This window comes from Stenotrophomonas rhizophila (genome assembly GCF_003751305.1).
GTDB lineage: Bacteria > Pseudomonadota > Gammaproteobacteria > Xanthomonadales > Xanthomonadaceae > Stenotrophomonas > Stenotrophomonas rhizophila_B.
The window spans coordinates 281647-301951 of sequence record NZ_RJKV01000001.1 but is presented as its reverse complement, the minus strand read 5'-3'; the positions used below and the strand labels follow the sequence as shown (position 1 = coordinate 301951).

Annotated in this window: 15 protein-coding genes; 7 read left to right on the top strand and 8 right to left on the bottom strand. The window is 67.1% G+C overall.

The genetic code is table 11. From position 1 onward, the window contains the following. The first annotated feature begins 37 nt into the window (after window positions 1–37). The 5 genes from ppx (at window position 38) to lpxH (ending at window position 7335) form a co-directional block, all read left to right on the top strand. Window positions 38–1564: an exopolyphosphatase gene (ppx, locus tag EDF74_RS01345; protein WP_123728483.1), complete on the top strand. Its 1527-nt coding sequence runs from the start codon at window positions 38–40 to the stop codon at window positions 1562–1564. A gap of 229 nt (window positions 1565–1793) precedes the next feature. Next, window positions 1794–4703, top strand: coding sequence for a TonB-dependent receptor plug domain-containing protein (locus tag EDF74_RS01340; protein ID WP_123728482.1), 2910 nt, complete (start codon window positions 1794–1796; stop codon window positions 4701–4703). Between the two features lie 147 nt (window positions 4704–4850). Continuing rightward, a complete protein-coding gene (locus EDF74_RS01335; RefSeq protein WP_123728481.1) occupies window positions 4851–5990 on the top strand; it encodes a glycosyltransferase family 4 protein in 1140 nt (379 codons plus the stop codon). Further along, on the top strand, window positions 5971–6504 hold the full coding sequence (locus EDF74_RS01330; RefSeq protein ID WP_123728480.1) for a phosphatase PAP2 family protein: 534 nt from the start codon (window positions 5971–5973) through the stop codon (window positions 6502–6504). The genes EDF74_RS01335 and EDF74_RS01330 overlap by 20 nt, the downstream gene beginning before the upstream one ends. Before the next feature lie 87 nt (window positions 6505–6591). Continuing rightward, the gene (gene lpxH / locus EDF74_RS01325; RefSeq protein ID WP_123728479.1) at window positions 6592–7335 is read left to right on the top strand and encodes a UDP-2,3-diacylglucosamine diphosphatase; all 744 of its coding nucleotides are present in this window, start codon (window positions 6592–6594) and stop codon (window positions 7333–7335) included. Window positions 7336–7378: 43 nt separating this feature from the next. Here the strand turns inward: lpxH and EDF74_RS01320 are convergent, their stop codons facing one another. Next, window positions 7379–8635 carry a zinc-dependent metalloprotease gene (locus EDF74_RS01320; protein ID WP_123728478.1) on the bottom strand — a complete coding sequence of 419 codons (1257 nt, stop codon included), beginning with the start codon at window positions 8633–8635 and terminating at the stop codon, window positions 7379–7381. A gap of 235 nt (window positions 8636–8870) precedes the next feature. On the opposite strand from EDF74_RS01320, the gene EDF74_RS01315 reads away from it, so the two are divergent. Beyond that, window positions 8871–10358 (top strand): T6SS phospholipase effector Tle1-like catalytic domain-containing protein, encoded by a 1488-nt coding sequence (locus EDF74_RS01315; protein WP_123728477.1) that lies wholly within the window; start codon window positions 8871–8873, stop codon window positions 10356–10358. Here EDF74_RS01315 and EDF74_RS01310 read toward each other — a convergent pair. The 7 genes from EDF74_RS01310 to EDF74_RS01280 all read right to left on the bottom strand — a co-directional run bounded on the left by EDF74_RS01310 (window position 10331) and on the right by EDF74_RS01280 (window position 19055). Further along, on the bottom strand, window positions 10331–11191 hold the full coding sequence (locus tag EDF74_RS01310) for a ferritin-like domain-containing protein (RefSeq protein WP_123728476.1): 861 nt from the start codon (window positions 11189–11191) through the stop codon (window positions 10331–10333). The two genes, EDF74_RS01315 and EDF74_RS01310, sit on opposite strands and share 28 nt — an antisense overlap. A gap of 9 nt (window positions 11192–11200) precedes the next feature. Continuing rightward, window positions 11201–12667 (bottom strand): amidophosphoribosyltransferase, encoded by a 1467-nt coding sequence (gene purF, locus EDF74_RS01305; protein ID WP_019185825.1) that lies wholly within the window; start codon window positions 12665–12667, stop codon window positions 11201–11203. Window positions 12668–12697: 30 nt separating this feature from the next. Next, the gene (locus EDF74_RS01300; protein ID WP_123728475.1) at window positions 12698–13429 is read right to left on the bottom strand and encodes a CvpA family protein; all 732 of its coding nucleotides are present in this window, start codon (window positions 13427–13429) and stop codon (window positions 12698–12700) included. Between the two features lie 58 nt (window positions 13430–13487). Beyond that, window positions 13488–14516, bottom strand: coding sequence for an SPOR domain-containing protein (locus EDF74_RS01295; RefSeq protein WP_123728474.1), 1029 nt, complete (start codon window positions 14514–14516; stop codon window positions 13488–13490). Between the two features lie 98 nt (window positions 14517–14614). Beyond that, window positions 14615–15892 (bottom strand): bifunctional tetrahydrofolate synthase/dihydrofolate synthase, encoded by a 1278-nt coding sequence (folC, locus tag EDF74_RS01290; RefSeq protein WP_123728473.1) that lies wholly within the window; start codon window positions 15890–15892, stop codon window positions 14615–14617. A gap of 51 nt (window positions 15893–15943) precedes the next feature. Next, the gene (locus tag EDF74_RS01285) at window positions 15944–16588 is read right to left on the bottom strand and encodes a histidine phosphatase family protein (RefSeq protein ID WP_123728472.1); all 645 of its coding nucleotides are present in this window, start codon (window positions 16586–16588) and stop codon (window positions 15944–15946) included. A gap of 304 nt (window positions 16589–16892) precedes the next feature. After that, window positions 16893–19055 carry a S46 family peptidase gene (locus EDF74_RS01280; RefSeq protein ID WP_123728471.1) on the bottom strand — a complete coding sequence of 721 codons (2163 nt, stop codon included), beginning with the start codon at window positions 19053–19055 and terminating at the stop codon, window positions 16893–16895. 221 nt (window positions 19056–19276) lie between these two features. Here EDF74_RS01280 and tdh point away from each other — a divergent pair, with 221 nt between their 5' ends. Then, entirely contained in the window at window positions 19277–20299 is a 1023-nt protein-coding gene (gene tdh / locus EDF74_RS01275) for an L-threonine 3-dehydrogenase (RefSeq protein WP_123728470.1), read from the top strand. Window positions 20300–20305 lie beyond the last annotated feature (6 nt).

The window sequence follows — 20305 nt, the reverse complement described above, 5'->3', positions numbered from 1 at the left end:
GTGACGCGGGGGGCCTGCCTTCGGCTAACATTCGCCCATGCCGCATACCTCCACGACTCCGCCCGCTTTGCAGGATGGCGACCTGCTCGCCGCCATCGACCTCGGATCGAACAGCTTCCACATGGTCATCGCGCGATACACGCTCGGGCAGTTGCGGGTGGTCGACCGCCTGCGCGAGACCGTGCGCATGGCCGATGGCCTGGATGGCAAAGGCGGCCTGTCCGCCGAAGCCCGACAGCGCGCGCTGGAATGCCTGGCCCGGTTCGGCCAGCGCATCCGGGCGATCCCCTCGGTGCGGGTGCGTGCACTGGCCACCAACACCGTCCGCCAGCTGCGTTCGCCGCAGGCCTTCCTGATGCCGGCCGAAACCGCGCTCGGCCATGCGATCGAAGTGGTCAGCGGCCGCGAAGAGGCGCGCCTGATCTACTTGGGCGTGGCCCATGCGCAACCGCCCAAGGCGGACCAGCGCCGGCTGGTAATCGACATCGGCGGCGGCTCGACGGAATTCATCATCGGCCAGGGCATGCAGACGCTGGAACGCGAAAGCCTGCAGGCCGGCTGCATCGCCAGTACGCGGCGTTTCTTCCCCGGCGGCAAGCTCAGCAAGAAGCGCTGGAAGGACGCCCTGACCGAGATCGGCGCGGAGTTCCAGCAGTTCGCCAACAAGTACCGCGCGTTGGGCTGGCACGAAGCACTGGGCTCGTCGGGCACGCACAAGGCGATCAGCGAAATCTGCGCCACGATGAAGCTGAGCAAGGGCGCGATCACAGCCGAGGCCCTGCCGCAGCTGCGCGATGAACTGCTCAAGGCCAAGCGCATCGAGGACATCGACCTGCCGGGCCTGTCGGCCGATCGCCGCCCGATCATCGCCGGTGGCATCCTGGTGCTCGAAGCCGCCTTCCAGGCGCTGGGGCTGCAGAAGCTGCTGGTCAGCAAGGCGGCGATGCGCGAAGGCATCCTGTACGACATCCTCGGCCGCGCCAGCGAGAACGACCTGCGCGACGAGTCGGTCGCGGCACTGACCCAGCGCTACGGCATCGACACCGTGCAGGCCGATCGCGTGGAAAATACCGCGATGTACCTGCTCGCCCAGGTGGAAGAAAGCTGGCAGCTGGACCCGGACGATGCCCGCATGCTCGGCTGGTCCGCACGCCTGCACGAGCTCGGCCTGATGATCGCGCACAGCGGCTACCACGTGCATGGCAGCTACGTGCTGGAGAACTCGGACATCGCCGGTTTCTCGCGGCAGGAACAGCAGCTGCTCGCCGCGCTGGTACGCAGCCATCGCCGCAACATCTCCAAGTCCGCCTTCGAGGCGCTGCCCGAGCGTCTGCTGCAGCCGGCACGGCGCATGACCGCGTTGCTTCGGCTGGCGGTCCTGCTCAACCGCGCGCATGAAGACACGCCGATGCCGGCACTGGAACTGACCGCGGATGATGGACGTCTCTCGCTGATCCTTCCGCAGGCGTACATCGATGCGCGTCCGCTGCTGCGCGCCGATCTCATCGGCGAAACCGAGGGCATGGCGGGGCTGGGGGTGCAGTTCCGACCCTTCGTCGCCTGACGCTTTTTGCCTGTTTCGTAGCGTGCCTCTGCAGCAATTTCTCGGCTGAATTCGCAGAACGGCGCACCCGTGAATTATTTGTGAGAACAGCCTCACATCTCCCTCATGGAAACTTAACCAATCGATCTACTCTCGGGATACCGGCCTTCACACGGCTGGATTTTGAGGAAGGCGGCACTTGGGTCCGCCGACCTCTTGGACGTCGTTCCGATAAGAGAGAGAGTCGATCATGTCTTCATCCACCACCCCGTTGGGGCAGGCGATCCGCCTTGCCCTGGTGGCCGGCACCGCTGGCCTGGCTTCCACCACTGTCCTCGCCCAGGACGCTACCCCGACCACTCTGGACCGCATCGAGATCACCGGATCGCGCATCCGCCAGGTCGATGTCGAATCCGCCCAGCCGGTGCTGGCGATCAGCCGCGCCGACATCGAGCGCCAGGGCTTCAGCTCGGTCGCTGACATCCTGCAGAACCTGACGGCCGTCGGCAGCCCGGCATTGAGCCGATCCAACGTGCTCAGTGCCGGCGAGACCGCTGGCGGCACCTATATCGACATGCGCAACCTGGGCGCGCAGCGCACCCTGGTGCTGATCAACGGCAAGCGCCTGGGCATCGCCACCAGCGGCTACCAGGACATCTCCAGCGTGCCGGTCTCGGCGATCGAACGCATGGAAGTACTGAAGGACGGTGCCTCGGCGATCTACGGCTCCGATGCCATGGCCGGCGTGATCAACATCATCACCCGCAGCAACGTCGACGGCGTCACCGCCAACGTCTATTACGGCCAGTACAGCCAGGGCGATGGGGCGCGCAACAGCGTCGATGTGATCGCCGGCTGGTCCAACGACCGCGCCTCGCTGACTTTCTCGGCCGAGCACACTGAAGAGAAGGGCGTGTGGGCACGTGATCGCTGGTTCAGCCAGTTCCCGAATACCACCCGCCACCCGGGCGACAGCTGGACCCAGATCAGCCAATGGGGCCAGATCAACGGCCTGAAGGGGCCGGGCTGCACGGCCGCAGCGGGGTGCAACTATTCGCTGGACCGGGGCACCGATCCGACCAACCCGGCGAACTATCACCTCAGCGATCTGACCCCGTTTACCGGCGACCTCAGCAACGCGCAGGAACAGATGCACCTGATCTCGCCGCTCAAGCGGGATTCGCTGTTCCTGGATGGCCGCCTGGACCTGACCGATGACATCCGCCTGACCACCCAGTTGGGCTACAACAAACGTTCCTCGACCCGGCAGATCGCCGGCTATCCCCTGCAGTCCTCTACCGAAGGCATCGGACCGATGTCGGCCGACAGCTGGTTCAATCCCTTCGGCAATCATCACGGGTATGAAACGCCCACCGACATCGCGTGGAACCGCCGCACCTGGGAAGTGCCGCGGGTGAGCACCAGCGACCTCACCACCTGGCGCGCCGTGGCCGCGCTGGAAGGCAGCGTCGAGGTGGGCGAGCGCTACTTCGATTGGGAAGTGGGCTATCAATACAACCGCAGCGAACTGCTGCAGCACGCCACGGGCAACCTCAACAAGGAGCGCGTCAAGAACGCGGTCGGCCCGTCCTACTACAACGACGCCACGGGCAAGGTGGAATGCGGCGTTCCTGGCGCGCCGATTGCCGGCTGCATGCCGTGGAATCCGCTGGTGCCGTACGGCTCAAACGACCCCAATGGTCTGACCGGCAATCAGGCGCTGATCGACTATCTGTTCCCGCCGGAAGTCTCCCGCGGCAAGACCACCACCCGCAACGCCTTCGCCAGCATCGCCGGTACGGTCATGACGCTGCCAGCCGGCGATCTGGGCTTCGCCTTCGGCGTGGAAACCCGCAAGGAGGCCGGTGAATTCATTCCCGATCCGCTGGCCCAGAGCGGCGCCACCACCAATCTGGCCGCCGGCCCGACCGGCGGCGGCTACAAAGTGAACGAGGCCTACCTCGAGCTCAGCGTGCCGATCCTGGCCGACCTGCCCGGTGCGCGTGAGCTGAGCCTGAGCGCCGCCACCCGTCACTCGGACTACAACACCTTCGGCACCACCCTCAACAGCAAGTTCGGCTTCAAGTGGAAGCCGATCGATCAGCTGCTGGTGCGTGGTACCTGGGCGCAGGGCTTCCGCGCACCGACCATTTCCGATCTGTATGGCGGTGGTTCGGAAACCTTCACCACCAACTACCGCGATCCCTGCGATACCGTGTACGGCGCCTCGGCCAGCAGTGCCGAGGTCCGCGCAAGGTGCGCTGCCGCCATCGCCAACGCCGACACCTACCGCCAGCTGCGCCAGGGTGGCGTGCCGATCACCTCCAGCAGCGCTCAAACACCGGTGCCGTTCACCAACGGCTCCAACCCGGACCTGCAGCCGGAGACCTCGACCAGCCGTACGCTGGGCCTGGTCTGGAGCCCGACCTTCGTGCCCAACCTCAACGTGGCACTGGACTGGTGGAAGATCCGCATCGACAACACCATCGTCAGTGACCACCCCAACGACATGCTGCGCGATTGCTATGAGCAGGGCATCGCGTCTCGCTGCACCGGCTTCACCCGCGACCCCGTCACCGGCATCGTCGACACGTTGAAGTACGGCAAGCGCAACTCGGGCTTCCTGGAGACGGAAGGCTACGATCTGGAGCTGAGCCACCATCTGGATACGGACTACGGCAAGTTGACCACCGGGTGGTCGACCACCTATGTCAGCTCCTACCTGGAGCGCACCACCAACGACGCTGACGTGGCCCCCGAACCGAGAAACGGCATCGGCAGCGGATTCCGGGTGCGCTCCAACCTGACCCTGGGCTGGGACGTGGGCGACTTCGGGGTGAGCTGGACCGCGCGCTATTACTCCGGCGTCAAGGAACGCTGCCTCAATGCGAAGACCCGCCCGGACGAATGCTCCGACCCGGGCGTGCAGGCACCGTGGTACGCCGGCTCGCGTGACTACAACCAGCGTGGCTCGGTGACCTTCCACGACGTCCAGTTCCGCTACAACCTGCCCTGGGATGCCACCGTCTCCGTCGGTGCCAACAACGTGTTCGAGAAGTACGGCCCGATCATGTACAGCCAGCCGAACTCCAACTTCTCCTACTACGGTGGCTACGACATCGGGCGTTTCATGTACATGAAATATCAGCAGCGCTTCTGATCGCCGCCGGGTAACAACGCTTGTTCGCCACGGCCCTTCGGGGCCGTGGCTTTTTACTGCTGGTGCGCGCGTCATCCCAACGTCATACGGCGGTCATGTCGGCTACATCGCCCGGCCCCAGCATGCGTGGCATACCGGAGGCCCGCCATGCGCTATGCCATCGTCACCGAAACCTACCCCCCTGAAGTCAATGGCGTTGCCTTGACCGTGCAGGGCCTGGAACTGGGGTTGCGTGCCGCCGGCCATCAGGTCGATCTGGTGCGGCCCCGGCAACCCTCCGACATCGAGGCGGTAGACAGCACGGTGCTGGTCACCGGTGCCACCCTGCCGCGCTATCCCGGCCTGCGCTTCGGCCTGCCGGCGCCCACGCGATTGACGCGCCAGTGGCAGCATCAACGACCGGATGCGATCTACATCGCCACCGAGGGTCCGCTCGGCTGGTCGGCGCTGCGCACCGCACGCCGGATGGGGATCCCGGTCGCCACCGGCTTCCATACCCGTTTCGACGAGTACCTGCCCGACTACGGCGTGGCCTGGCTGCAGGCCGCCGCGCTGCGCTGGATGCGCCGCTTCCACAACCAGGCCGATGCCACGCTGGTGCCGACCCAGGAGCTGCAGCAGTTCCTCGGCGAGCAGGGCTTTGATCGTGTGCGCCTGCTGGCGCGCGCCGTGGACAGCAGTCAGTTCGAGCCCGAGCGCCGTGACCCGGCGCTGCGCGAGGAGTGGGGCATCGATGGCAATGGCTTCGCCGCGATCTACGTCGGCCGCATCGCCCCGGAGAAGAACCTCGGGCTGGCGGTCAAAGCGTTCCGCCGCCTGCAACAGGTACGGCCGAAGGCGCGTTTCGTGTTCGTGGGCGATGGCCCATCACGCGCCAAACTGGCCCACGACAACCCGGACTTCATCTTCTGCGGCGTGCAGCGCGGCGATGCGCTGGCGCGACACTTTGCCAGCGGCGATCTGTTCCTGTTCCCGAGCCGCAGCGAGACCTTCGGCAACGTGACCCTTGAAGCGATGGCCAGCGGCCTGGCGACCGTTGCCTTCGATTACGGCGCCGCCCGCGAATACCTGCGCACCGATGACAACGGCATCGCCGTGAATGACGACAACGACTTTGTAACCGCCGCCGTGCAGTTGGCCGGCGATGACGCCCTGCGCCACCGGCTCGGCCGCAATGCCGCCACCGCGATGAAGCGGCTGCATCCCCAGCACGTGGTGGCCGAGTTCGATGCCCTGCTCGCCGAACTGGCCCAGGCCCGGAGGCCACATGCCGACCATGCTGCTTGATGCCCTGCGCGGGCGCGAAACGCGCTGGTGCCGACGCGCCAACCACTATTGCCGGCGCCGCCGGGTGCGGCACGCCTTTGCCGTCATCAGTCGTCTTGGCGACGGCGCGGCCTGGTACGCGCTGATGGCCGCACTGGTGCTGCTGGACGGCTTCGACGGCCTGCATGCTTCGTTGCACATGGCCGCCACCGGCTTGATGGCACTGCTGCTGTACAAGGGCCTCAAACGCTGGACGCGCCGCCCGCGGCCGTTCGCCGCCGACCTGCGCATCCGCGCCTGGGTGGCGCCGCTGGACGAGTTCAGCTTCCCGTCCGGGCACACGCTGCACGCGGTCTCCTTCACGATCGTGGCGCTGGCCTACTACCCGTGGCTGGCCCCGTTGCTGGTGCCCTTCACCGTGCTGATCGGGCTGTCGCGGGTGGTGCTGGGGCTGCATTACCCCAGCGACGTGCTGGCTGCCACGGGCATTGCCGCACTGCTGGCGGCGGCCAGCCTGCAATGGCTGCCGTTGTAACGGCTGTGACCGCGCGCCGTTGTCGCAAGGGGCGCGCTTCACCCTGTGGCGCTGTCTGGCACCGTGATCCCGTTTTACAATGCGCCCATGACCACGCTGTTCATCTCCGATCTGCACCTGGACCCGAGTCGTCCAGCCATCACCGACCTGTTCCTGGCCTTCCTGCGCGACGAAGCGATGCAGGCCGAGGCCCTGTACATCCTGGGCGACCTGTTCGAAGCCTGGATCGGCGATGACACGCCCTCCCCGGCCGCCGATGCAGTCGCGGTCGCGCTGCATGCCGTCGCCGATGCCGGGGTACCGGTCTACTTCATCCGCGGCAACCGCGACTTCCTGGTCGGCGAGGACTACGCGCGCCGCGCGGGGTTCACGATCCTGCCCGACCCGAGTGTCATCGATCTGTATGGTCGCCCGGTGCTGCTGCAGCATGGCGATCTGTTGTGCACCGACGATATCGCCTACCAGCAGTTCCGCACGCAGACCCGCGACCCGGTGTTCCAGGCGCAGTTCCTGTCGCAGCCGCTGGCCGCGCGCATCGCCTTCGCGCAGAAGGCGCGCGATGCCAGTCAGGCGCGCCAGTCGGAAATGAAGCAGGGCGACCGTGCCCAGTTCGAAACCGTCACCGACGTGGCGCCGGCCGAGGTGGACAGCACGTTCGCCCGCTATGGGGTGGACACGATGATCCACGGCCACACCCACCGCCCGGCCATCCACACGCTGCAGGCCGGCGGGCGCGACTGCACCCGCATCGTGCTGGGCGACTGGTACGAGCATGGTTCGGTACTGCGCGTCACCCCCGAAGGCTGGACGCTGGACGCCCTGGCGAACTGAACCTACCCCGCGGCGGCGCAGCGGCCGCCGCGGGAAACATCGGTCAGCGGAACGCGGCCACGGCCGCCTTGGTGTTGACCAGTACACGCTGGTTGTCGGCGCTGCTGGCGATGCCCGTCGGAATCCCGTTGTAGCTGATGTTCGGGTTGGACCAGTAGTTCAAGCGCGGGCAGCTGCGGGTGCAGTTGTAGGCCATGATCGTGCGCCAGCCGGTGCCGCTGGCCGGCTCGTAGCGATAGCCGTGGCCATAGGCATACGGTGAGGTGCTCGAATCGGTGGCGATGTCATGCCGTGCGCTCTGCAGGTGGCCGATCTCATGCGCGAAGGAGTAGTACCCGGTCGCACAGTCCCAATGCACCGCCGCGAACGCGGTGGCCGCCGTGGAGCCGATGCCCGAGGCCAGCCCACACGAGCTGGCGTTGTTGATCACCAGCACCGCGACATCGGCGCGAGTGCTGTTGCGGCTGGTATGGATGCTGTCCATCACCCCATCGCTGGTGCTGCGGAAGCGCGCCAGATCGGTGGAGAAGCTGCTGGACTCGGCATAGCTGGTGGTCTCGTACCCGGCCAGCTGCAGGGTGATGCCGACATTGCTGTTGCTGTAGCCCTGGTTGGACTCGGCCACCGCCAGCTGCACCAGCGACTGCATGTTGCCGCCGTAGGCCGCCACTGCGCCGTTGGTGGCCACCACCAGCACGCGGATGGTGGCCGGCGTGCCCGAGGACGCTGCGGCGATGCCGGCGCGGTCACTGGGCGGCATGGCGATGGTGGGCAGGCTGTTGTAATCGGCGGGATGGTCGGCCGGCATGCGCGCCTCATCCACTTCCACCAGCACATGCCGCCCGTCGCTGACCGGGCGCAGCCGGTACAGCTGACCCTCCTTGCGGATCGAGCCGGTGATCGTGTCGCCCGAACGCACCAGGATCACCGAGTTCATCGGATCCGGCGCGCCGGCTTTGATCAGGCGCGCGCCAGCACGCGTCCCGATCTGGCCGTACCAGATGCTGCCGCCATCGGCGAGCGTCTCGACCTTGCTCTGCAGGGCCTGCACCGGCTGCCCCAACAGCTCGAATTCCAGTTGTTTCTGCACCGGCGAGACCGCCGCTGCGTCCACCCGCACCTCCTGCACTGCGCTGGTCGAGGGCGAACCCATCAGCGCCTGCAAGGCCGGCTGGTTTGCGGTACCGGCCCGGCTGAGCACCGTCACCGGCTCGAACAGCGGGGCGGCGGCAGCGCCACCGGCCCCCAGCAGACACAACGCAATCACACCTGCGGCCTTGCTCATCGAACTGGACATCATGTCGCCCTCTTTGAGTGAAAAACGGAGTGGAGTCGGGGTTGCCGTCGGCCCTTGGGCCGGCACGCCCATCTGGCGCGCCCTGCCCCTGTGAATTCAATAGAAATTACAGATGGGATTTCAGAACTGTGATCGACTGCGCCTTGGTTCAGCGACGTCACGGCGGCTTCCGCAAGCGCTTGCGGCGAACGGATTCCGCGCTACCTTAGGCTGGCATCCTCGGGGAAACAGGGACGACATGGCGGTGGCAGCTACCCAATCGACAACGGGGGCGACGGTGTCACTGCACATCGGCCTGTTCTTCGATGGCACCCGCAACAATGCCGACAACCTGCAGCGTGCGTCACGCCCGCCAGGCGCCACCACCCCGGTGCCGCGGGCGCCGGCCGTGGTGGCCGACGATGCATCGCCGTACCAGAGCCGGCTGACCAGCAGCTACAGCAACGGCCTGACCAACATCGCGCGGCTGCATGCGCTGTACCCGGATCACCGCCAGACGCCGCCGGCCGACGATACGCTGGCGCTGGCGATCTACATCGAGGGCGTGGGCACACGCACTGGCGAAGAAGACGACCTGATGGGGCTGGCGTTCGGGATCGGCCGAACCGGTGTGCGCGCCAAGCGACGCCGCGCGCTGGAGCAACGGTTGCCGGACGCGCTGCGCCAGCTGGCCCACGCGCAGCCCGGGCGCGCAGTGGGCAGTGTGCACGTGGACCTGTTTGGTTACTCGCGTGGCGCGGCCAGCGCGCGCGATGCGGTGGCCTTTCTCAATGCACCGGAGGCAGCCGCCTGGCTGGCCGAACAACTGCTGCGATGCGGCTGGTCACTGGCGCCGGGTTTTCCGGGCCCGACGCGGCGGGTGCGCTTCGTCGGTCTGCTCGATACCGTGGTGGCGATCGGCCGCCAGCATCGCGATGAAATGCCGGTGGTCGCGCTACCGGCGGGCTGCGCGGACAAGGTGGTGCAGCTGGTCGCGCGCGATGAGCATCGCGAGCATTTCGCGCTGACCAGTGTGGCACCCGAGCACGAGGAGATCGTCCTGCCCGGCGTGCATGCCAACATCGGCGGTGGCTACGACCAGCGCATCGAAGGACCCAAGCTGCTGAGCCGCCCGCAGGGGCAGTTGCTGCGTGGCACCGGACTGGCGGCAGGCGAGGTCCCACCACTGGCGCTGCTGCGCACCAGTACGGTGTACCGCGACGCACAGGCCACCTGTCGGCGCTGGCAACGCGCGCTGGGACTGGGAGATGACGCGATCTGGGTGGACGTCTGGCACCACTGGCAGCAGCAGCGTGTCGCCGGCAGCCGCAGCGTCCTGCCGCAATTCACCCTGCGTGCGTACGCGGCGGTGGTGCTGCGCCGCGAAATCGATGCGCGCTACCAGTTCATCGCCTTGCGGCTGCTGCACCAGCGGGCGGCTGCGGCAGGTGTCGCGTGGACGACCTCGCCGGACACGCTGCCCGCGCTCGCACTGCCTGCACAGCTGCAGCCCATCGCGGAACGGCTGTTGGCCGGCCAACCGCTGGATGTCGCGCAGGAGCGCACGCTGCGCCAGCACTACCTGATGCAGTCCGCGCACTGGAACTTCGATGCGCTCGGCGATACCGCCCTGCTCTATGCAGCCGATGAAGGCACGCGGGAGTTGCCGTATCGGCCGGGGCCGGGCCTGTTCTACGTCAACCGGCCAACCGAAAGCGGTCAGCGCGTGGTGCTGGCCAACACCTGACCGCGCAGTTCGGTCTGTTCGATCAGCTCGGCCAGTTCTTCTTCGTCGAATCCGGCCAACAGGCGCGCTTCCAGGTTGAACGGGCCATAGAGGTAGCCGCCGGCGTACTCTTTCAGCAGCGCCATGAACCGCGGTCGCGGCTCGACGTTTTCACGCGTGCAGTACCACCGATACCAGCGCGAGCCGGCGGCCACATGCGCCACCTCTTCGCGCAGGATGATCTCCAGCACATCGGCGGTGGCATGGTCGCCGCCGGCGCGCAGTTTCACGATCATCCCCGGGGTGACATCCAGCCCGCGCGCTTCGAGCACGCGCGGCACCAGCGCCATGCGCGCCAGCCCGTCGTGCGCGGTCTTCTCGCACATTTCCCACAGGCCGTTGTGCGCGTCGAAATCGCCGTAGGCATAGCCGTTGGCCTGCAGCCGATCGTGCAGCAGCATGAAGTGGCGCGATTCGTCATCGGCCACGCTCACCCAGTCGGCATGGAACGAGGTCGGCAGGCCGCGGAAGCGGTACACCGCATCCCAGGCCAGGTCGATCGCGTTGAGTTCGATATGCGCGATGGCGTGCACGAACGCGGCACGCCCTTCCACGCTGCCCAGGCCACGACGCGGCAGATCGCGCGGGTGGACGAGTGTCGGCCTGGCCGGGCGGCCCGGCATCCGGATCGGCTCCGGTGGCGGCGCATCGGCCGGTGCCTTCAGGCGACCGGCGCGGAACTGCACGGCGTAGTGCTGGGTCAACGCGACCTTGCGCAACGGATCCGGCTCGGCCAGGCACTGCTGCGCGGCCTGCAGCAGATCGCCGGCCGCGCTGTCCAACACGTCACTCATGCCCTGCCCTCAGGCGCGACGCTTGTGCTTGGCATCGTCCGAACGCAGCTGCTGGATGCGCTCGAAATAGCCCGGCTCGATGCCGGTGGGGTAGACGCCGTTGAAGCACGAGGAATCGAACGACTTCAGCTCCGGGTTGCCTTCGCTCACCGCCGCTTCCATGTCCTCGATGTCCTGGTAGATCAGCCAGTCGCAGCCCAGGTGCTTCTCGATTTCCTCGATGCTGCGGTTGTGCGCGACCAGTTCTTCAGCGGCCGGCATGTCGATGCCGTAGATGTTCGGATAGCGCACCGGCGGCGCGGCACTGGCCAGGTAGACCTTGCGGGCGCCGGCGTCGCGCGCCATCTGCACGATCTGCTGGCTGGTGGTGCCACGCACGATCGAGTCATCCACCAGCAGCACCACGCGGTTGCGGAACTCCAGGTGGATCGGGTTGAGCTTGCGGCGCACCGACTTCACCCGCTCACCCTGACCCGGCATGATGAAGGTGCGGCCGATGTAGCGGTTCTTGATGAAGCCTTCGCGGTACTTCACCCCGAGCGTGTTGGAGATCTCCAGCGCGGCATCGCGCGAGGTGTCCGGGATCGGGATGATGGTGTCGATGTCGTGGTCCGGGCGCAGGCGCAGGATCTTCTCGCCCAGCTTGATGCCCATGCGCATGCGCGCCTTGTGCACCGAGACGTTGTCGATCATCGAATCCGGGCGGGCGAAGTACACGTACTCGAAGATGCACGGGCTGTGCTCGACCGGCTCGGCGCAGACTTCGGAGAACAGTTCGCCGCGCGCGGTGATGACCAGGGCTTCGCCCGGGCGCACATCGCGCACGCGCTGGAAGCCGAGCACGTCCAGAGCGGCCGATTCGGAAGCCACGATGTATTCGTCGCCTTCGGCGTGGGCGCGCTTGCCCAGCACCAGCGGGCGGATGCCGTGCGGATCGCGGAAGGCGACCAGGCCCAGGCCCAGCACCACGCTGATCACCGCATAGCCGCCCTTGACGCGGCGGTGCACGGCAGCCACGGCGCGGATCGCCGCTTCCGGGGTCAGCTGGCGCTGCGCGTCCAGTTCGAACGCAAACACGTTCAACAGCACTTCGCTGTCCGAATCGGTGTTGACGTTGCGGCGGTCCTGCTCGAACACCTGCTGGCGCAGGGCTTCGGTATTGATCAGGTTGCCGTTGTGGGCCAGCGCGATGCCGTACGGCGAGTTCACGTAGAACGGCTGCGCCTCGTCCATGCCTTCCGAACCGGCGGTCGGATAGCGCACGTGCGCGATGCCGACGCGGCCTTCCAGCGTGGACATCCGCTTGGCATCGAATACATCGCGCACCAGGCCATTGGCCTTCTGCACGCGCAGGCGGGTGCCGTCGGCGGTGGCGATGCCGGCCGCGTCCTGGCCACGATGCTGGAGGACGGTCAGGCCGTCATACAACTGCCCGGCGACGTTCTGGTTGCCGACGATTCCGACGATGCCACACATGGTGCGAATTCTCCGCTGGGCTGCGCCCATCTACAGTGAAGGTGGCCGTGCCTGGCCGGGGGTACCGTTCCGTGCCGGAGCGGTGTCGTCCGGACGCGGGTGCGCCGGCTCGATATTGACTGGCAGTGTGGAAGCCGGCCCGCGCGCCGCAGCGTCGGCAGGTGCCGTCTCCCTCCCCTCGTCAACGGGACGCGGCCATCCGCGCCCTGCCACTACTTCGCCAAGGACGCCATTATCGCCTGTCGCGAGCGGCTTGCCCAAATCCATCGTCGGCAGTTGCGGCAGATTCACCTCCGGCAACGCCATCTCGGGCAGCTGCGCCTGCATCCAGCGCACGCCGGGTTGCAGCAGCGGCCGCACCTGCGAGGTCCGCCAGGCCGGCTCCTGCGGCAGCGGCGTGAAGGCGGCCAGCATCAGCAGTACGCAGCCCAGGAAGGCGCCGCGGACCAGGCCCAATGCGCCGCCCAGCAGGCGGTCGGCGCCGGTCAGGCAGGTGACCTTCACGGCGGCCTTGATCAGCATGCCGATCAGGCCAACAGCGATCATGACGATCAGGAACACCCCCAGGTAGCCGGCAACGTAATGGCCGGTGCCTGGTTCCAGCGGCGCTGCCCACCAGTGGGCTGCGTCATTGCCGAACAGGAACGCGGCCCAGCCGGCCAGCAGCCAGGACAGCGTGCTGACCACGATGCCGACAAAGCCGCGCATCAGGCCCAGCAGGACCGAGGCCCCGATCAGGACCAGCAGGACGATGTCGATCATGCCGGCAGGCCGGGCGCTACGGGCCGTCCTGCGGGTGCGGGGCGGCGTGGATCAGGCATCAGGGGTGCGGGCGGACCATGCCGGCCACGCCGACCTTGGCGGCCACCTGGGCCTTGAGGTTCTCGGCATCGGCGCGGTTGGCGACCGGCCCGACGCGGACCCGGTTGAGGGTGCCCTTGTCGGTACGGACCTGCTCCACGAAGGCGCTGAAGCCGGCGGCGCGGACTTTGTCGCGCAGCGCGTTGGCCTCCGCTGCCTGGCCGAAGGCACCGAGCTGCACGGCGAAACCGACGCTGCTGGCGGCCGGCGCCGCCGGAGCAGCCGGTGCCGCGACAGCAGTTTCGGGCTTGGGCGCCGGGGCCGGCCTGGGCTCGGGCTTGGGCGCGGCCGGCTTCGGTTCCGGCTTGGCGGCCGCGACCGGCTCGGCCGGCAGGGATTCGGTTTTCACGGCATTGCCCGACGGCGCGGCGGTAGCGCTGGAGGCGGCTGGAGCCGCCGACGGGGCTGGGGCAGTGGCGGCGGGCGTGGCGGCAACCGCGGTATCGGCGCGGGCATCCAGGGTGATGACCTCGGCCTTGACGTCGTTGCGCACCTTCACCGCCTGCAGGCGGCCGGCTTCGGCCAGCGCGCGATCGGCGTAGGGGCCGACGCGCACGCGCCAGGCCTGGCGACCATTGATCGTGGCCGGCTCACGGAAGCCGGCCAGCTGGGCGCTCTTCAACGAGGCGATCACGCGGTCGGCATCGGCCTCGGTGGCATAGGCACCGAAGCTGACGGCGTAGTTGCCCGCGGCCACGGCCGGCGAGGTGTCTGCCGGCGCCGGATCGGCGGCGACCGCAGCGCTGTCGGCCAGCGGCTGGGTGGTGGATGCCCCGCTCTGCAGGCCGGTGGCGCCACCAGTGGGTGCGACCAGCGGCAGCTCGCGGGTTTCGAACTGGCCATCCGACGGCGCGGCCGGTGCACTGATCGGCACGTTGGCGACACCACTGTCAGGTGCGGGACCCTTGACCAGCATGGGCAGGAAAATCACGGCCAACGCCACCAGGACGATGGCACCAATCAGTCGCTGTTTCAGAGGAGTATCCACGTGAAGGCAGGCAGGCGGCGCGGCGGAATGCCACGGCGATTATACGGGTGCGCGCGTGTGCGGCGGCTGATGCGGCTGAACGGCGCTGCAAAGCACCCTCAGGTACCGGGATCGAGGGTCTGCAGCGCTTGCGCGGCGGTGTGGAAGGAGCCGAACACCAGCACGCGATCGCCGGCCTTGGCCTGCCCTACGGCATGCTGCAGGGCATCCACGACGGTGGCATGCGGCGTAGCGCCGGCCGCCGCCGTACTGGTCAGGCGTGCCCGCAGTTCCTCGGCGCTCTGCGCACGTGCCCCCTCCAGCCCGGCCAGGTACCACTGCTGGACCTGATCGGCCAAGGCATCGACCACCCCGGCGGCATCCTTGTCCTGCAGGGCGGCAAACACCGCGATGGTGTCGCCGGTGACGCGACTGGCCTTCAGTGCGGTGGCCAGTTCGCGCGCGGCCTGCGGGTTGTGGCCGACATCGACCAGCACCTCCACGCCGTCACGATCAAAGGCCTGCAGACGGCCACGGATACGCGCGGCGGCAACGCCTTCGATGAAGGCGGTGCGCGGCAGCGGGCGATCGAGCGCACGCAGCGCGGCGATCGCCGTCGCGGCATTGGCGCGCTGGATGGGACCGCGCAGCGTCGGGTGCGGCAGTTCGATACGGAAGCCGACATCGCGCCAGCGCCAGCGCTCGCCATCGATGGTATCGGCGAAGAAATCGCTGCCGCCACGGATAGCGTTGGCACCCACCAGATAGGCACGCGCGAGCACACTCGAGGGCGGATCGATTTCACCGAGGATGACCGGCTTCCAGCCTCGGATGATGCCGGCCTTCTCGGTCCCGATCGCTTCACGGTCCTCGCCCAGCCAGTCGCTGTGGTCGATGTCGACGGTGGTGATCACCGCCACGTCGCCATCAACGATGTTGACCGCATCCAGACGCCCGCCAAGGCCGACTTCAAGCACGGCCAGATCCAGGCCCGCCTGCGCGAACAGCTGCAGGGCGGCCAACGTGCCGTACTCGAAGTAGGTCAGCGTGGTGTCGCCGCGCGCGTCCTCAATCGCGTTGAAGGCCGCCATCAGGGCGTCATCGGTGGCGTCCTGGCCATCGATGCGCACGCGCTCGTTGTAGCGCAACAGGTGCGGCGAGGTGTACGCACCGACCTTCCAGCCGGCGGCGCGTGCGATGGCCTCGATGAAGGCCACGGTGGAGCCTTTGCCGTTGGTGCCACCGACCACGATGCTGCGCTCGGCCGGCGCGCCCAGCCCCATCGCCTGCGCCACGGTACGCACCCGATCCAGCCCCATGTCGATGGTGGCGGGGTGCTGCTGCTCGATGTAGCTGAGCCAATCGGAGAGGGTCTGCGGGCGGGCGGTGGTGGTCATGGTCGTTGGATCGGAATCGTTGGGGCGGACGGCAGGATGGGACGCAGTGCGTTACAGCGCGCGGTGCTTGGCTTCGCCGAAGAACGGGGTGTGGTGCGCGCAGTCGTTGAGGCGGACCACGTCGAGCTGATCGAGGTCGGGGCCTTCGAGCAGGTTCAGCGTGGTCGGTGCCTGGCGGAAGGTCCACAGGCGCGAGATCGGCAGGCCGAGGATGCGGCACAGGATCACGCGGTTGACGGCGTCATGGGCGACCACCAGCAGGGTGTCGTGCTCGCCCAGGCCTTCGGCGGCACGGGCCAGGCCACGCCAGCTGCGTTCGAGCACCAGGCGCAGCGATTCGCCGCCGGGCATCAGGACGGTATCGGGCTCTTCGCGCCAGGCGCGCAGGCGCGAGGGATCCTTGTCGTGGATTTCGCTGGCCAGCAGGCCTTCCCATTCGCCGTGGGCGATTTCCTGCAGGTCCGGCTCGGTCTGCAGCATCGGGGCACGTTCGGCACCGAGGGCGAGCTGGGCGGTGAGCTGGGCACGCGAGAGCGGTGAGGCAACGGCGCGGGTGATGTCGACGGACTTCAGACGTTCCCCCAGTGCCTTGGCCTGGGCTTCGCCGATCGGCGACAACGGGATATCGATCTGGCCTTGGTAGCGGCCTTCGGCATTCCACGGCGTTTCGCCGTGACGGGCAAGCAGGATGCGCATGCGGACAAGGGGTCCTTGGGGGAGGAGGCTCCGGCGCTTCGTTCACATCCTGTGAAAGCACGCGGAACAGGGATGATACCCGGTCGCGGCTGTGAAGCTGTGTGGCTGTTTGGTACACGTGATCTGCTTGCTCGGCGGCTTGGTGGCGGATGGCTCGTAAAGCATGGCGCCTGACGGCCCCGCGCAGGCTGAGGCCGGGTAGCCTCCCGCAGGAGAAAGCAAGACGCCACGCGTTTGACAGTAATTCGCACATAAAAAAACCCCGCAGATGTCGCTGCGGGGTTCTGGAAACCGACGTGTCGGCTTACTTGCTGAGGTTCAGTTCTTTGAGCAGCTGCGGCGCCGGCGCCACTTCCTGCATGATCCACTGCATGTAACGGCTGTCGACCGCGATCATGCGGGTCATCACCGGATCAAACACCCAGTTCGAACTCACCGACTCCCAGTTGCCATCGAAGGCCAGGCCGACCAGCTTGCCGTTGGCATCCAGCACCGGCGAGCCGGAATTGCCGCCGGTGATGTCCAGGTTGGACAGGAAGTTCACCGGCACCGAGCCGATGCGCTTGTCTTCCAGGCCGCCGTAACGCTTGGCCTTGACCGCCTCCAGCAGCGCCTTGGGCGAATCGAACGGGTCTTCGCCGGTTTCCTTGGCAGCCACGCCTTCCAGGGTGGTGAACGGGGTGTAGTTCACGCCGTCCTTGCCGTAGCCCATGACGTTGCCGAAGGTGATGCGCAACGACAGGTTGGCGTCCGGATAGACGAACTCGCCCTTGCTCTTCTTGTAGTCGGCCACGGCCTGCAGATACAGCGGGCGCGACACCAGCGACTCGCCTTCGCGGGTCTTCTTCTGCTCTTCCTGCTTGAGCAACGCCGGCATCACCGCCACCGCGTACTGAATCGCCGGATCGGTGCTGGCTTCGAAGGCGGCACGGTCGGCCTTGAACCACGTCAGGCGCTCATCCAGGCTGCCCAGCTTGGTGGCAGAGAGCTTGCCGACCAGACCCTGCACGGCCGCCGCATCGCTGCCTGCCAGCCACTGGTTGAGCACTTCGTTGCTGCGCTGGGCCGCCGGCAGGGCCACGTACTGGCTCAGCCAGTAGGTCTGCAACTGCTGGTCCATGCGCGGCACGTAACGGCGGTCCATCTGCTTCAGGCCGCCTTCGATGGAAGGCAGATCGCGCTCCTGGTAACCCGCTTCGCGCTCGGCATCGGGTTTGCTGCGCTCGATCGACAGGCGATACAGGCTGATCGCCGAACCCACCGCCGAGGTGCTGTTGAACTGGCTGACGAACAGATCGCGCTCACGCGTGCTCTTGCTGGTGTCCAGGTGCTGGACCAGCTGCGCGTGTGCGGCCAGAGCCGGCTTGCCGGCGGCGCCACGCTTCTTCAACCAGGCCAGCACGGCGGCTTCTTCGGCCTGCTTCTGGCCGGCCGCGTCGATGCGCTTGAAGCCTTCCAGCTGACCGGCGTAGTTCTTGGCCACGTTGTTCATGCTGGCCGCGGTGGCGGCGTACTTCACCTTGACGTCAGGATCGGCCTTGCCGGCTTCCTCGATCATCTTCAGCACCGCGTTGTAGTGGCGCGCGATGGTCGGGTAGGTCCAGCTGGCGGTTTCATTGAACTCGCCGGCCAGGGCGTAGCGGTTGGTGCGGCCCGGGTAGCCGGCCACCATCACGAAGTCGTCGGCGCCCAGCGGCTGGTCGGCGAATTTCAGGAAGTGCTTGGGCTGGTAGGGCACGTTGTCGGCGGAGAAGGCGGCCGGCTTGCCGTCCTTGCCCACGTAGGCACGGTAGAACGAGAAATCGCCGGTGTGGCGCGGCCACATCCAGTTGTCGATGTCGCCACCGAACTTGCCGACGCTGCCCGGAGGTGCGTAGACCAGGCGCACGTCCTTGATTTCCATGTTGCGGAACAGGCGGTAGGTGTTGCCGCCGGAGAAGCTGTACAGGCGGCAGCGGAAGCCGGCATCGGCCTCACAGGCGGCGGTCTGGGACTTGTCGAAGGCCTCCAGCGCGCGGGTGCGGGCCAGCGGGTTCTTGCCGGCGGCGGCGATCGCGGCCTTGGCCTGGTCGGTCACGTCGGTGATCTGGTCCAGCACGAACACGCGGGCGTTGGGGCCGGCGCTCAGCTCGTCCTTCAGGGTCGGCGCATTGAAGCCGTCCTTGATCAGGTTCTTTTCAGCCGTCGAATTCAGCTGGATCGCACCGTAGGCACAGTGGTGGTTGGTGACCACCAGGCCCTGCGGGGAGACGAAGCTGGCGGTGCAGCCACCCAGCGCCACGACCGCGCCCATCGGGTCGCCGGTCAGGTTGGAGATCTGCTCCGGGGACAGCTTCAGGCCAGCCTGCTTGAGCGGGCCGGCGATTTCCGGCAGCTGCTGCGGCACCCACATGCCTTCAGCGGCATGGGCGACCTGGACCAGCCCAAGGCTGGCGACGACGGAGAAAGCGAGCAGGTTCGAGCGCATTGAGCAGCCCCTGGTGAAAGAACCGCCGATTCTAGCCCAGCCGCTGCGCCGTCCCGAAGCCCGGTAGAGCCGACCCATGGTCGGCTGGCCGCACGCAGTGCGGCAATGAGGGGCATGGCTACCTCCCGGCCCACCCGCGCTGCAACATGGGAAAACCGCCAGCGGCTCTATAATCCGCGCTTTCCCCCCAGACGAGTTCCACCCCGATGGCGCAGCAAACAATGAAGGCCCTGGTCAAACGCGAAGCCGCCAAGGGCATCTGGCTGGAAGAAGTTCCGGTCCCCACCCCCGGCCCGAACCAGGTCCTGATCAAGCTGGAAAAGACCGCCATCTGCGGTACCGACCTGCACATTTACCTGTGGGACGAATGGAGCCAGCGCACGATCAAGCCCGGCCTGACCATCGGCCACGAATTCGTCGGCCGCATCGCCGAGATCGGCCCGGGCGTGACCGGCTATGAGATCGGCCAGCGCGTCTCGGCCGAAGGTCATATCGTCTGCGGCCATTGTCGCAATTGCCGCGGCGGCCGCCAGCACCTGTGCCCGAACACCGTGGGCATCGGCGTCAACGTCAACGGCGCCTTCGCCGAATACATGGTGATGCCGGCCAGCAACCTGTGGCCGATCCCGGATCAGATCCCCTCCGAACTGGCCGCGTTCTTCGATCCGTATGGCAATGCCGCGCACTGCGCGCTGGAGTTCAACGTGATTGGCGAGGACGTGCTGATCACTGGCGCCGGCCCGATCGGCATCATCGCCGCGGGCATCTGCAAGCACATCGGTGCGCGCAACGTGGTGGTCACCGACGTCAACGATTTCCGCTTGAAGCTGGCCGCCGACATGGGCGCCACCCGCGTGGTGAACGTGTCCAACACCTCGCTCAAGGACGTGATGAAGGAACTGCACATGGAGGGCTTCGACGTGGGCCTGGAAATGAGCGGCAATCCGCGCGCGTTCAACGACATGCTCGACTGCATGTACCACGGCGGCAAGATCGCCATGCTCGGCATCATGCCCAAGGGCGCCGGCTGCGACTGGGACAAGATCATCTTCAAGGGCCTGACCGTGCAGGGCATCTACGGCCGCAAGATGTACGAGACCTGGTACAAGATGACCCAGCTGGTGCTGTCCGGCTTCCCGCTCGGCAAGGTGATGACCCACCAGCTGCCGATCGATGATTTCCAGAAGGGCTTCGATCTGATGGAACAGGGCAAGGCTGGCAAGGTCGTGCTCAGCTGGAATTGATCACCG

Bases quoted from the DNA above. Each gene is read 5' to 3' on its own strand.
- ppx (WP_123728483.1), top strand. From the start codon at position 38: ATGCCGCATACCTCCACGACTCCGCCCGCTTTGCAGGATGGCGACCTG.
- EDF74_RS01340 (WP_123728482.1), top strand. From the start codon at position 1,794: ATGTCTTCATCCACCACCCCGTTGGGGCAGGCGATCCGCCTTGCCCTG.
- EDF74_RS01335 (WP_123728481.1), top strand. From the start codon at position 4,851: ATGCGCTATGCCATCGTCACCGAAACCTACCCCCCTGAAGTCAATGGC.
- EDF74_RS01330 (WP_123728480.1), top strand. From the start codon at position 5,971: ATGCCGACCATGCTGCTTGATGCCCTGCGCGGGCGCGAAACGCGCTGG.
- lpxH (WP_123728479.1), top strand. From the start codon at position 6,592: ATGACCACGCTGTTCATCTCCGATCTGCACCTGGACCCGAGTCGTCCA.
- EDF74_RS01320 (WP_123728478.1), bottom strand. From the start codon at position 8,635: ATGATGTCCAGTTCGATGAGCAAGGCCGCAGGTGTGATTGCGTTGTGT.
- EDF74_RS01315 (WP_123728477.1), top strand. From the start codon at position 8,871: ATGGCGGTGGCAGCTACCCAATCGACAACGGGGGCGACGGTGTCACTG.
- EDF74_RS01310 (WP_123728476.1), bottom strand. From the start codon at position 11,191: ATGAGTGACGTGTTGGACAGCGCGGCCGGCGATCTGCTGCAGGCCGCG.
- purF (WP_019185825.1), bottom strand. From the start codon at position 12,667: ATGTGTGGCATCGTCGGAATCGTCGGCAACCAGAACGTCGCCGGGCAG.
- EDF74_RS01300 (WP_123728475.1), bottom strand. From the start codon at position 13,429: ATGATCGACATCGTCCTGCTGGTCCTGATCGGGGCCTCGGTCCTGCTG.
- folC (WP_123728473.1), bottom strand. From the start codon at position 15,892: ATGACCACCACCGCCCGCCCGCAGACCCTCTCCGATTGGCTCAGCTAC.
- EDF74_RS01285 (WP_123728472.1), bottom strand. From the start codon at position 16,588: ATGCGCATCCTGCTTGCCCGTCACGGCGAAACGCCGTGGAATGCCGAA.
- EDF74_RS01280 (WP_123728471.1), bottom strand. From the start codon at position 19,055: ATGCGCTCGAACCTGCTCGCTTTCTCCGTCGTCGCCAGCCTTGGGCTG.
- tdh (WP_123728470.1), top strand. From the start codon at position 19,277: ATGAAGGCCCTGGTCAAACGCGAAGCCGCCAAGGGCATCTGGCTGGAA.